The sequence below is a fragment of the Streptomyces sp. NPDC002476 genome (genome assembly GCF_042889785.1).
Lineage (GTDB): Bacteria > Actinomycetota > Actinomycetes > Streptomycetales > Streptomycetaceae > Streptomyces.
The window spans coordinates 1-14,401 of the sequence record NZ_JBIARH010000034.1; the positions used below are offsets into that span (position 1 = coordinate 1).

Here is a 14,401-nt window from a genome sequence, read left to right on the forward strand (position 1 = left end):
TCATCAGCCTCCAGGTCGTCTCAAGGGCCCGCCGCGCCGGTCTGTCACTCTCGTCCCGGGACGTCTTCCAGCACCCCACCATCTCCACCCTCGCCGCTCGTATCGACGAGGCCGGACCGCACGGGGCACTCGACCCCGGCGAGGGCGCGGCCCGACAGGAACCGGTCAGCGGAACGGTGGCGTCGACCCCCGTCCGGGAGTGGTTCTTCGAGACCCACCCCGTGGCCCCCGGCCACTTCAACATGTCCCTGGCGTTCGAGCTGCCGCGCGGCGTCGACCTGGCAGCGCTCCGTGCCGCAGTCGGAGCGCTGGTCACTCAGCACGACGCCCTGCGCTCCACGTTCGTCCAGGACGCGGAGGGTGTCTGGACCGGCCGGATCACCCCCGACGCCGACCTCGACGCCGTCTTCACCGTCCACACGCTTCCTGCCGACGGAGCCGACGCGGCCTGGCACGCACTGGTCGTCGACGCACAGGCCGGGCTCGACCTCGCTGTCGGCCCCCTGATCCGCACCGTCGTCGGCACGGCCACCGACGGGGACGCACCGGCCCGCCTGCTGATCACCGCGCACCATCTGGTGATCGACGGCGTCTCCTGGCGCATCCTGCTCGGCGACCTGGCCACCGCGTACGAGCACGTGATCGCCGGCCGCACCCCCGACCTCGGGCCGCGGACCTCGTCCGTGCGCGACTGGGCGGACCGGCTCGGCGCGTACGTCCGCGAGGGAGGCTTCGACGCCCAGGCGGCGTACTGGAGCTCGGTGGCCGAAGCCGCCGAGATCGGGCTGCCGCGGGACATGCCGCAGGGCGGCAACAAGGTCGCCGACCAGGCGGCGGTCATGGCATACCTCGACACGGATGACACGCACGCGCTGCTGCATCAGGTCCCCGGCCGGTTCCGGACCCAGATCAACGACGTGCTCCTCGCGGCCCTCGCCCGCACCTTGCGGGATTGGACCGGGCGGGACAAGGTCGCCGTGAACCTGGAAGGACATGGTCGCGAGGAACTGTTCGACGACATTGACCTGACGCGTACCGTCGGCTGGTTCACGGCGATGTACCCCGTGGCGCTCGAACTCCCCGCAGGGGACGACTGGCCGGGGACCATGCGCTCGGTCAAGCGCCAGCTGCGGGCCGTCCCGGACCGGGGCGTCGGCTACGGCGCGCTCCGCCACCTCGCGGACACGCCCGGTCTCGTCCCCGCCGTCGATCCGCTGATCAGCTTCAACTACCTGGGGCAGTTCGACACGGCCACCGGCGGCGCGGGTCTCCTCGACCGGTCCGTCGCGGTCGACGGCCAGGAACACGGACCCGAGCAGGAGCGGAACCATCTGATCGACGTGGTCGCCGCCGTGGACGACGGCAGGTTCGTCGTCACCTGGTACTACTCGGCAGCCGTGCACCACCAGGAGACGGTCGCGGCCCTGGCCGAGGAGTTCGTCGCGGCTCTGCGGAGCGTGGCCCGAGGCTGACGTCCCGGGACCTCGCACCGCCTCGGCTCGCTCCGGTCGGGCCGCCCCGGCCGGAGGTCGCCGCCCCGCCCCGTCCCCGGCGCGGTGCCGACCTCCGTCCGGCCCCCCACCCCCATTCCCTCAGCCCTTCCGCCCCGCCCTTTTCTTGGTGTCACAAGGAGACGCGAGATGAGCACGCAACCGTCCCGGGAGAACCGGATCAGCGCCCTGCCCGCCCACATGCAGGAGTTGCTCAGGGCACGCATGGCCGGTGCCGTGGCGGCGGTCGACCCCGACGCGATATCTCCCGTCGGGCGCGGGGAGGGGGCGGAGCTTCCGGCATCGTTCGCGCAGCAACGCCTCTGGTTCCTGGAGGAGTTCAGGCCCGGAGGAACGGAGTACAACTCCGGTCTCGCCCTGCGCGTACGAGGCGACCTCGATGTCGCCGCGCTTCAAAGGGCCGTGGACACGCTCGTGGCCCGCCACGAGTCGCTGCGCACCACCTTCGATTCCGTCGACGGCCGGGTCGTCCAGGTGGTGCATTCCACGCTCGCCGTACCGATCGAGTACATCGAAGACACCGGACAGGACGTAGGGATCGGGCAGACCGGGGAATCCGGGCCGGGCGGGCAGCCCGATGTTGCGGGGGCCGCTGTCGACGATCTGCTGCGCGAGCGTCTGCTGACCCCGTTCGACCTGCGCGAAGGCCCGCTCGTACGCGTCTGCCTCGTACGAATCGGCGCCGACGAACACGCCCTGCTGCTCGCGATGCACCACATCGTCACCGACGGCCGGTCGCTGGACATCCTCACCGACGAACTCGGCCGGTGCTATGCGGCCGTCGTGCGCGGTGAGACGCCCGGACTCCCCTCCCTGCCGATCCAGTACGCGGACTTCGCCGTCTGGCAGCGGGACAAGGTCGACGGTTCGGATGTGCAGGAGGAGAAGGGGCTCGCGTACTGGCGTCAGCGGCTGGCCGGTCTGGAACCCCTGGAGCTGCCCACCGACCGGCCCCGCCCCGCCGTGCGGAGTTCGGCCGGCGCGGTCCACACGTTCCGTGTCGCGCCGGAGCTGGCAGGGCGCCTCGCCGCCACGGGCCGGGAACGGGGTGCGAGCCTCTTTGCGACACTGACGGCGGTGACGCAACTGCTCCTGTCGCGTTACAGCGGCCAGGACGACATCGCGCTCGGCACCGCCACCTCGGGCCGGGACCGCACCGAACTGGAGAACCTCGTCGGGTTCTTCGTCAACACCCTCGTGTTGCGTTCGCGGATCGACCCGACCGCCACGTTCGGCGACTTCCTCACGGACGTGAAGAACACGGTGCTGGAGGCGTTCGACCACCAGCACGTGCCGTTCGACCGAGTGGTCGAGGCCGTGGCCCCCGAGCGGGACACCAGCCGCATGCCCCTGGTCCAGGCCGTGGTGGTGCTCCAGAGCGCCACCGAGCCGGCTCCCGACTTCCCCGGCCTGAGCCTGGAGCCGATGGGGGTGACCCGGGATGCGCTGCCCTTCGACTTCATGCTCGAATTCGAGGAAAAGGGCGATGAGTTGATCGGCGCAATCGAATACAGCACGGATTTGTTCGATGCGGTGACGGTGGAGCGGATGGCGGGGCACTGGTTGGGTCTCGCAGAGGGGTTGGTGGCTGCTTCGGGTGTGGCGTTGGCAGAGGTGCCGATGCTGGGTGCGGGGGAGCGGGACCGGGTTATGGAGGCCGGCCGGGGTGCGGTGGTGGAGTTCGACGGTCGTGTGTCGGTGGTCGAGGCGTTTGCCCGCCGGGTCGCCGCGGCACCGGAGGCGGTGGCTGTGCGGTGTGGTGCCGCGAGGCTGTCCTACGTCGAGCTGGCGTCCGAGTCCGACCGTCTTGCCGCCGTCCTGGTGGAGCGTGGTGTGTCGTCCGAGTCCAGGGTCGGGCTGCTGTTGGAGCGGTCGGTGGACGTGGTCGTGGCGATGCTGGCCGTGTTGAAGGCGGGTGGTGTGTACGTACCGGTGCACGTCTCGTATCCGGAGGAGCGGGTGCGGCAGGTGCTGGCGCAGGCCGGTGCTGGGCTGGTGGTCACGGACCGGGGTGTGGACGAGGTCGCGGACATTCCGGCTCTCGCGGTGGATGCGGTGCCGGTGGGCTCTGGTGTGGTCGCGCCGGTCGTGGGGGCTGATTCTTTGGCGTATGTGATGTTCACGTCGGGGTCGACGGGTGTGCCGAAGGGTGTGGCGGTCACGCATGGGGACATCGTTGCGTTGGCGGCGGACGGTCGTTGGGGTTCGGGTGGGCATGGGGTGGTGTTGTTCCATTCGCCGCATTCGTTCGATGCGGCGACGTATGAGGTGTGGGTGCCGTTGCTGAATGGCGGGACCGTGGTCGTGGCGGAGGCGGAGTTGAGTGCGCCGGTGGTGCGTGAGGCGGCCCGGTCCGGGGTGTCGTCGGTGTTCTTGACGAAGGCGTTGTTCGATGTGTTGGCGGGGGAGGATCCGGGGTGTTTCGCGGGTCTGCGTGAGGTGTGGACGGGTGGTGAGGCGGCGTCGGGTGTGGCGATGGCGCGGATGCTGGAGTACTGCCCGGACACGGAGCTGATCCATGTCTACGGCCCGACGGAGTCGACCACGTTCGCGCTCTGCGGCCGACTCGGGGCCGAGGACACGAGCGGGTCCGCCGTCCCCCTGGGATCGGTCATGGACAACACCCGGGCGTATGTGCTGGATGCCGCGCTGCGGCCGGTGGGTGTGGGTGTGCCCGGCGAGTTGTATCTGGGCGGTTCGGGTCTGGCGCGTGGTTATGACGGCAGGTCCGATCTGACGTCGGAGCGGTTCGTGGCGGACCCGTTCGGTGAGGGCGACAGGCTGTATCGCACGGGTGATGTGGTGCGGTGGCGGGTGGATGGCCGGCTGGAGTTCCTGGGCCGTGGTGACGGTCAGGTGAAGGTGCGTGGTTTCCGTATCGAGTTGGCCGAGGTCGAGGCGGTGCTGTCCCGGCATGAATCGGTGGGTCGGGTGTCGGTGCAGGTCCGGGAGGACCGCCCGGGGGTGAAGCGTCTGGTGGCCTACGTGGTGCCTGGCGTCGGACGTGTCGTCGATGTCGCCGCTCTGCGTGGGCATGCGGGGGGTGCGTTGCCGGAGTACATGGTGCCGTCGGCGTTCGTGGTCCTGGACGAACTGCCGTTGAACGTGAACGGGAAGGTGGACCGGAGGGCGCTTCCCGCTCCGGAGGCGGAGGCGGGGGAGGAGTACGTCGCCCCGCGCACCGATGCCGAGCGTATCCTCGCGGGTGTCTGGGCGGACGTGCTCGGTGTCGAACGGGTCGGCGTCCACGACAACTTCTTCGCCCTCGGCGGCGACTCCATCGCCAGCCTCCAAGTCGTCTCCCGCGCCCGCGACGCCCTCGGCGTCGTGCTCTCGCCGCGCGCTCTGTTCGACCACCCCACCGTCGGCCGACTCGCCGTCTCCCTCACTCCCGCAGCGGCACCGGAGCCGGATTTCACGCCTCCTCCGCGACCGGCCGACGGACGGCTTCCTCTCTCCTATGCACAGGAACGCCTCTGGTTCCTCGACCAGTTCGCGCACACCACCGTCGAGTACAACGTGGTCGACGCCCTCCGTCTCACCGGCGCCCTCGACCTGTCCGCTCTGCGTGTCGCGCTCGCCGCCCTGGTCGCCCGGCACGAAGCGCTTCGTACGACGTTCGACGAGGTCGACGGCCGCGGCATCCAAGTGGTGCACGACACGAGCACCACCGTCGAACGGGCCACGGTGGCGATCGCCCCCACCGACGCCTTCTGTCTCCTCCGCGTCGTCGACGTCACGGGGAAGGAAGAACTGGACGCCCTTCTCGCCCAGGAGGCGACCGCTCCCTTCGATCTGCGCAACGGACCGTTGTTCCGTACGCTTCTGGCGCGCCGAGCCGATCGGCCGCAGGAGCATGTACTGGTGCTGTCGATGCACCACATCGTCACCGACGGCTGGTCCATGGGCGTGATCACCCGCGAGCTGAGCGCGCTCTACGCCGCCGCCCTCCGGGGTGTGGCCGCAGACCTCCCTGAACTTCCCTTCCAGTACCCGGACTTCGCCGTTCACCAGCGTGCACTGCGGCCGTCGGCCGATGGCGGTGGCGAATCGGTGGACGACGGTCTCGCCTACTGGCGGCAGCGGCTGGCCGGTCTTGAACCCCTGGACCTGTTCACCGACCGTCCCCGTCCGGCCGTCCGGACCAGCGCCGGTGCGTTGTACTCCTTCGATGTGCCCGGGGCCCTGGCCGACCGGTTGCGCGAGGTCGGCCGCGCGCACGGCGCCAGCCTCTTCATGAGCCTGACGGCGATCACCCAACTGCTTCTCTCGCGGTGGAGCGGGCAGCGTGACATCGCGCTGGGCACGGCGGTGTCGGGTCGTGAGCGCGCGGAGTGGGAGAACCTGGTCGGCTTCTTCGTCAACACGCTGGTCCTGCGGACGGATGTCGACGAGTCGCGCGGATTCGGTGAGTTCCTGGCGGCCGTGCGTGAGACGGTGCTGGGGGCCTTCGCCCACCAGGACGTGCCGTTCAGCAGGCTCGTCGAGGAGCTGGCCCCGGAGCGGGACACCAGCCGCACCCCTCTCGTGCAGGCGATGGTGAGTCTCCAGAACACCCCGACCGCGGACCTCGATCTGCCCGGCCTCCATGTGGAGCCGGTCGAACTGGACCGGGAGACAGCGCAGTTCGACCTGACCTTCGGCTTTCTTGAGGACGCGGGCCGGCTGCGTGCGGGCGTGGAGTACAACACCGATCTGTACGACGCCGACACCATCGGTCGTATGACGGCGCACTGGCTTGCTCTGGCGGAGGGGCTGCTCGCCGCCCCGGCCGATACCCCCCTTCACACCCTTGCCGCTGACCACGAAACCGCTGACAACGCGACCGCCAACCGCGGAACGGCGAACCGCGGAACGGCGAACCGCGGAACGGCCGACAACGGAGCCGTCGGCGACGGAACCGGCGCCCAGAAAATGACGCGCGGACCCCTCTCCGCGCCCGCCCTCTTCGCCTTGCGCGTCGCCGAGGCCCCCGACGCCCCGGCGCTCATCAGCGCGACCGCGCCCCACGCGGAACCCGTCTCCTACCGCGAGCTCGACCGACGGGCCAACCGCCTCGCCCGGCACCTGATGGAGGCGGGCATCGGCGTGGAATCGAGGGTCGCCCTGCTGCTGCCGCGCTCCGTGGACCAGGTCGTCGCCGTGCTGGGCGTCCTCAAGGCGGGCGCCACGTATGTTCCGGTGGACCCGGGATATCCCGAGGACCGGATCGGCTACATCCTGACGGACAGCGGCGCCGACCTGCTCCTCACCCGCACCACACTGCTCGGCAGGCTGCCCGCCTCCGGTACGCCCCGGGCGCTTCTGCTCGACGTGCCCGAGACCGTTCGCGCGCTCGCCGCGCAGGCCCCGGGCGCCCCGGGCGTCCATGTGCCGGCCGGCGCCGGGGCTTACGTCATCCACACCTCGGGGTCGACGGGCCGCCCCAAGGGCGTCGCCGTCACCCACGCGGGGATCGCGGCGCTGGCCCGTACACAGGCGGAACGGCTGGGTGCCGGTCCCGGTGCGCGGGTGCTGCAGTTCGCCTCGCCGGGCTTCGACGCCTCCTGGTGGGAGCTGTCCATGGCGCTCCTGACCGGCGCCGCCCTCGTCGTCGACGAGACACCGGGAGGGCGGGACGCCGACTGGGGGGCCAGGCTCGGTCCGGTCGTCGCCGCGACCGGGGTCACCCACGCAACCCTGCCGCCCACCCTGGTCGCCGCGCTCGACACGGCGGACCTGCCGCCGGTCCTGACCGTCGCGGGCGAGGCATGCACCGCCGACACGGCCGACCGGTGCGCGCCGGGGCGCACGATGCTCAACGCGTACGGGCCGACCGAGACCACCGTCTGCGCCACCATCAGCGCACCGCTCGTCGCCGGGGCGGGCGTACCGCCCATCGGCGGCCCCGTCACCGGCACGCGGGTGACCGTCCTCGACGCCTGGCTGCGGCCCGTGCCGGTCGGCGTCCCCGGCGAGTTGTACGTCTCCGGGACCGGACTCGCCCGTGGCTACCTGGGTCGGCCCGACCTCACGGCCACTTCGTTCGTCGCCGACCCGGGCGGGAGCGGCGAGCGCCTGTACCGCACGGGCGACATCGTGCGGCGGCGCGCGGACGGCACGCTGGAATACGTGCGGCGGGTCGGCGACGGCCAGGTCAAGGTGCGCGGCTTCCGGGTGGAGACCAGGGAGATCGAGCACGTGCTCGCGGCCCACGCCTCCGTGGCACAGGTCGTCGTCGACGCACTCGTGGACCGGCCGGGCGCGCCCGCCCGGCTCGTCGCCCATGTGGTGCCCGCGCCGGGCGGACGGGTGGACGCGGCGGTCCTGCGGGAGCACGCCGCCGCGACGCTGCCGGAGTACATGGTGCCGTCGGCGTTCACGACGCTGGACACGATCCCGCTGAACGCCAACGGCAAGGTCGACCGCAAGGCCCTGCCGACGCCCACGGCCGAGGCGACCGACGCGTACGTCGCTCCGCGCACGCCCGTCGAGGAGACCCTCGCCGCGATCTGGGCCGACGTGCTGGGCGTCGAACGGGTCGGCGTACACGACAACTTCTTCGACCTGGGCGGCGACTCCATCCTGAGCATCCAGCTCGTCGCCCAGGCCCGTCGGGCCGGCCTCGGCCTGTCGTCCCGCGACGTCTTCGCCCGGCAGACCGTCGCCGCCCTCGCGGGGCTCGTGGGCCTCACCGCGTCCGGGGACGCCGCGGGCCGGGACGGCGAGGGCGCCGGACCGGCCCTGACGGCCGAGCAGGGGGAGGTGACGGGCGAGGTCGCCCCGACACCCATCCGGGAGTGGTTCTTCGCCACGCACACCGAGGACCCGGCGCACTTCGCCATGTCGATGGCGTTCGAGCTGACCGAGGACCTGGACGTGTCCGCGTTCCGCGCGGCCGTGCGGGCCGTGCTGAGCCACCACGACGCACTCCGTACGGTCTTCGCCGAGACCCCGTCCGGTTCACCGACCGCGCGCATCGTGTCCGTCGCCGATCTGCCCGACCTCGGCGGCGTCGTGGAGGAGCACGACCTCTCCGCCGCCCCCGACCCCGAGGCCGTCTGGACCGAGCTGGCCTCCTCGGCCGCCTCCAGCATCCGCCTCGACCGGGCCCCGCTGCTCCGGGTCCTCGTCGCGCGGGGAGCCGGGCGGCGGCCCCGCGTGCAGTTCACCGCCCACCACCTGGTCGTCGACGGGGTGTCCTGGCGGATCCTGCTGGACGACATCGAGACGGCGTACCGGCAGGCACTCTCCGGCGAGTCGCCCGACCTCGGCGCGAAGACCACCTCGGTGCGCCAGTGGGCCGACCGCCTCGCCGCGCACCTTCGCGACGGCGGCTTCGACGACCAGCGCGCCTACTGGGCGTCCGCGCTGGACGGTGCGCCGACCGCGCTGCCGCTGGACACGCCCGGCGGTGACGACACCGTGGCCGCCGAGCGGACCGTGCTGTGCGAGCTGGGCGCCGACGAGACGACGGCACTGCTGCACCGTGTGCCCCAGGTGTACCGCACGCGCGTGGACGAGGTGCTGCTCGCGGCGCTCGCCCGTACCCTGCGCGGCTGGACCGGGCAGGACCGGGTGGCGGTGGACCTGGAGGGGCACGGGCGCGAGGAACTGTTCGACGACGTCGACCTGACCCGTACCGTCGGCTGGTTCACGTCGCTGTACCCGGTCGCGCTCCCGCTGCCCGCGGGTGACGCCTGGCCGGACACGATCGTCGCCGTCAAGGAGAGGCTGCGCGCCGTGCCCGACCGGGGCGTCGGCCACGGAGCACTCCACTTCCGCGGCACGGGCGCCCTTCCGGAGCGGCCGGGGGTCAGCTTCAACTACCACGGCCAGTTCGACGTGACGGCCGCCCCGAAGCCCGGAGCCCCCTCCGCTCCGCGGTCCGCTTCCCCGGCCGCCCCGCGTTCCGGATCGTCGCCCTCCACGCACCCCGACACGGATTCCCCGGCGCAGGCCCCGGGCGGCGGGCTCTACCGCGCCGAACTGCCCGACGCGGGCGGCGACCGCGGCGGTCGCGAGCGGCGCAGCCATCTCCTGGAGGTCGTCGGCGGTGTCCAGGACGGCCGGCTCGTCTTCTCCTGGACGTACTCGCCGGGGCTGCACCGCGAGGAGACCGTGCGGAGGCTGGCCGACGCCTTCACGGCCGCGCTCGCCGACTTCGTCGCGCACTGCGCGCAGCCCACGGCGGGCCGCTGCTCGCCCGCCGACTTCCCGCTCGTCGCGCTGACGCAGGACGAGGTGGACCGTGTCGTCGGCGACGGGCGGAATGTGACCGACGTGCTGCCGCTCACGCCGCTCCAGGCGGGAATGCTGTTCCACACCCTCGCCGCGCCGGAATCCGCCGCGTACCTGGAGCAGTTCGCCTGTGTCCTCGACGGCGTGACCGACGCCGCTGCGCTGGCCCGTGCCTGGCGGCGGGTGGCGGACCGGACGGACGCGCTGCGGGTGTCGGTGGCGTGGCAGGAGACCGAGCGGCCGGTACAGGTCGTGCACCGCGAGGCGCCGCTGCCGGTCGCGTTCCTCGACTGGTCCGCCTGCGCCGACGAGGAGGATCGCGCCGCGCGGGTCACGGCCCTGCTCGCGGCGGACCGCGAACGAGGCGTCGACCTCGGCACGGCGCCACCGGCCAGGCTCACCCTGGCCACGTTGCCCGGCGGGGCCGTACAGGTCCTCTGGACCTTCCACCATCTGCTCCTGGACGGGTGGAGCAGCGCCGCGCTCCTGTCGGACGTGATCGCCGAGTACGCGGCACTGACCGGCGCGGACACCGCGCGACCGGCCCCGGCGCGGGGGGCGTTCCGGGACTACCTGGAGTGGCTGGGGGCACGCGACCACGCCGAGGGGCGCGCCTACTGGCGGGAGCGGCTGGCCGGTTTCGCCGAGCCCGTGTCCCTGCCCTGCGACCGTCCGGCCTCCCGGGAACGCCAGGGACGCTCGACCGAGCGGGTACCGGTTGTGCTGTCGGCGGCCGAGGCGGAGCGGGCACGGGTGTTCGCGCGACGCCACCGGCTGACGCCGAACGCTGTCGTGCAGGGCGCCTGGTCGCTGCTCCTCGCGCACCACAGCGGAGCGCGGGACATCGTGTTCGGAGCGACGGTCTCCGGGCGGCCCGCCGAACTGCCCGGCTCCGACAGCATCCTGGGCCTGTTCATCAACACCCTCCCGGTGCGGGTGGACGTCTCCATGGACCACCCCGTCGTGCCCTGGCTGAGCGGGATCCAGGAACGGGCCGTCGAGGCCCGCCGGCACGAGTACGTGGCGCTGAGCGACATCGAGACCGAAGTCCCTTCCGGCACGGCGCTGTTCGAGACCCTGGTGGTGTTCGAGAACTACCCGGCGGACGCCGACGCCGCCGCCCGGCACGGGGTGGGGCTGCGGGAGGTGGAAGCCGTCGAGGCCACCAACTACCCGCTCACGCTCATCGCGGGCGGAGGCAGGGGCGACACCGGCGGGCTGAGCATGGACCTGGCCTACGACCCGCTGCTGTTCGACACCGTCACCGCGCGGCGGCTCGCCGAGCACCTGGCCCGCATGGTGCGGGAGCTGACCTCCGGGGAGGCGGCGACCCTCGCCGACGTGGCCCCGCTGTCCCCGTACGAGGTACGCCGCGCGGCGTACTGGGGCACCGGCCGCGATGGTTCCACTCCGGTCGCGTTCGGCGAGTGGTTCGCCGGACGGGCCGCCGCGTACGTGGACGCGCCCGCGCTGGCGTGGGGCGGCGAGGAGATCTCCTACCGCGAACTGGACGAACGGGCGGACCGGATGGCGGGGCTGCTGCGCGCCCGCGGCGTCCGGCTCGAATCACGGGTCGCGGTGATGCTGCCCCGCTCGCCCGAATGGGTGGTCACGGTGATCGCGGTACTGCGGGCCGGCGGCGTGTACGTCCCGGTCGACCCGGGCTGGCCCTCCGAGCGGCTGGACTACGTGCTCTCCGACTGCGGCGCGACCGTGCTGGTGACCGACCGGACCGGCGCCGACGCGCTCATCGCATCGCCCGCCCGGCCCGGGGGCGCCGCGCCCGTCGTCCTCACGGCCGACGACCCGGCACTCGTCCGGGCCGACGCCGGGGCCGCCACGCGGCCCGTGCGCGTGCCGGTACCGGCGTCGGCAGCGGCGTACGTCATCTACACCTCCGGCTCGACGGGCCGGCCGAAGGGCGTGGTGGTCCCGCACACCGGTCTGGCCTCCCTCGCCCGCACCATCCGCGACCTGGACGGGGAGGACACCGAGGCCCGGACCGTCCGGGAGCCGGACGGGCACGCCGCCGCGTACCGTGCGTCCGGAGACGGCGGGCGGTTCCTCCAGCTCGCGTCGTCGGGCTTCGACGCGTCCGTGCTCGAACTGCTGATGGCGTTCAGCGGCGGCGGTACCCTCGTCCTGCCCACCGACCCCGGCGCCCGGGACACGGACGGCGCCCCGCTGCCCAGCGGCCCGCTCGCCGGGGAGGACCTCGCCGACGTCCTGGAGCGGGAACGCGTCACGCACGCCTTCATCCCGCCGACCGTCCTCGGCAGCATCCCGGCCGGCCGGGCGCTGGGCCTGCGGACGCTGCTGTCGGGCGGTGAGGCGGTCACCGCGGACCTCGTCGCCCGCTGGGCCGACGGGCGCCGGATGCTGAACGCGTACGGCCCGACCGAGACCACGGTCGTCGCCACCCTCAGCGGGACGCTGCCGTCCGCCCCCGCGACCGCGGCGGCCGTGCCCCCGATCGGCGGCCCGGTCTCCGGCACGAAGGTGTCGGTGCTCGACGGACGGCTGCGCCCCGTCCCGGTCGGCGTACCCGGGGAGCTGTACGTGACGGGTGCGGGCGTGGCCCGCGGCTACCTGGGCCGCCCGGGCCTGACGGCCACCCGTTTCGTGCCCGACCCGGCCGACCCGAAGGGCGCCGCGCGGCTCTACCGGACCGGCGACATGGTGCGCTGGCGGGCCGACGGGCGGCTGGAGTTCGTCGGCCGCGCCGACGGCCAGGTGAAGATCCGCGGCCTGCGGATCGAGCTCGGCGAGATCGAGGCCGCGCTCGCCGCCCATCCCGCGGTCGAACAGGGCGCGGCCGTCGTACGGGAGGACCGGCCGGGCGCCAAGCGGATCGTGGCCTACACGGTTCCCGCCGAGGGCGCGACACCGTGCCCGCCCGAGGAACTGCGGTCCCACCTGGCCCGGACACTGCCCGACTACATGGTGCCGTCGGCCTACGTGACCCTGCCGGCGCTGCCGGTGAACGCGAGTGGCAAGACGGACCGCAAGGTGCTGCCCGCGCCGTCGGACACCGGGTCGGTCGCCGGGCGTGTCGGCCCGCGCACGGAGACCGAGCGGACGCTCTGCGCCATCTGGGCGGACGTGCTGAAGGTCGACGAGGTCGGGGTGCACGACACCTTCTTCGACCTGGGCGGTGACTCCATCCTCAGCATCCAGGTCGTGTCCCGGGCCCGCCGCGCCGGTCTCGAACTGTCCTCGCGGGACGTGTTCGTGGGCCAGACCGTCGCGGTTCTGGCGGCGGAGGCAGACGCGGCCCGCGACACGGTGTCCCCGGCGGTCATCGCCGAGGACACCGAGACCGGCGAACTGCCGCTCACCCCGATCGCGCGCTGGTTCTTCGAGACGCACCCCCTCGCCCCGGCCCACTTCGACATGACGAACTCCTTCGAACTCGCCCCTGGCACCGACCCGACAGCACTGAGGGCGGCCGTGGCGGCCCTGGTGGCCCGGCACGGGGCGCTGCGCTCCACCTACGCGCCCACCGGCCCGGACGGCCGGTGGACCGGGCACGTCGCGGCCGTCGAGGACACCGGCCCGGACGCCCTGTTCACCGTGCACGACCTGTCCGGCACGGCGGACGAGGACTCCGCGCACGCCCGTTGGGACACCGTCGTCCGCGCGGCGCAGGCCGGGTTCCGGCTCGGTGACGGCCCGCTGCTGCGGGTCCTGTACGCCGACCGGGGCCCCGGTCGCGCGCCCTGGCTCACGCTCACCGCGCACCACCTGGTCGTCGACGGCGTGTCCTGGCGGATCCTGCTCGACGACCTGGAGGCCGGCTACGCGCAGGCGGCGGCCGGTGAACCGGTCGAGGTGCGGCCCCGGACCTCGTCGGTGCGGCAGTGGACGCGCCGACTGGAACGGCACGTCGCGGAGGGCGGGTTCGACGCGGAGCTGGACCACTGGCGGGCCGCGGCCGACGCGGTGCGCGTGGCCGCGGGCACCCTGCCGGTCGACCGCCCGGACGCCCCCAACACCGGGGCGGAGCTGGACGCGGTGGCGGTCACCCTGAGCGCCGAGCGGACCCACGCGTTGCTGCACGCCGCGCCCGGCCGCTACCGCACCCGGATCGACGACCTGCTCCTGGCCGGGCTCGGCCGGGTCCTGTCGGACTGGACCGGCCGGGACGACCAGGTCGTCGCGCTGGAGAGCCACGGCCGGGAGGACCTCTTCGAGGACATCGACCTGTCGGGCACGGTCGGCTGGTTCACGGCCCTGCACCCCGTAGCGCTGCACACCCCGGCCGGGGCCGGCTGGACGGAGACCGTCCGGGCGGTCAAGCGCCGACTGCGGGCCGTACCGCACCACGGCGTCGGGCACGGCGCCCTGCGCTGGCTCGGAGAGGGCCTGCTCCCGGACGCGCCCCATCCGCAGATCAGCTTCAACTACCTGGGCCGGTTCGACATGGCGGGCGGCGCGGGCGGCGACAGCGGGGCGGGCCGCCTGATCCGCCGCGAACTGGACGTGGTCGGCCGTGACTTCGACCTCGGTGAGGCCAGGCCGCATCTGATCGATGTCGGTGCGCTGGTGCAGGAGGGCCGGCTGACCGTCAGCTGGTCGTACTCCACGGCACAGTACGAGCGGAGCACCATCGACGGTCTGGCGGACGCCTACGCGCGGGCGCTGGGAGAACTCGCCGAGGGAAGGTGACA

At 73.0% G+C, this 14,401-nt stretch carries 2 protein-coding genes; both read left to right on the forward strand.

Annotated features, from left to right (window positions below; all coding sequences use genetic code 11):
* Positions 1 to 1,472, forward strand: a 1,472-nt coding sequence (locus tag ACFYXM_RS28985; protein ID WP_389293732.1) for a condensation domain-containing protein, incomplete at its 5' end; no start/stop codon positions are given.
* A 168-nt stretch (positions 1,473 to 1,640) separates the two neighbouring features.
* The gene (locus ACFYXM_RS28990) at positions 1,641 to 14,399 is read left to right on the forward strand and encodes an amino acid adenylation domain-containing protein (protein ID WP_389293734.1); all 12,759 of its coding nucleotides are present in this window, start codon (positions 1,641 to 1,643) and stop codon (positions 14,397 to 14,399) included.
* Positions 14,400 to 14,401 lie beyond the last annotated feature (2 nt).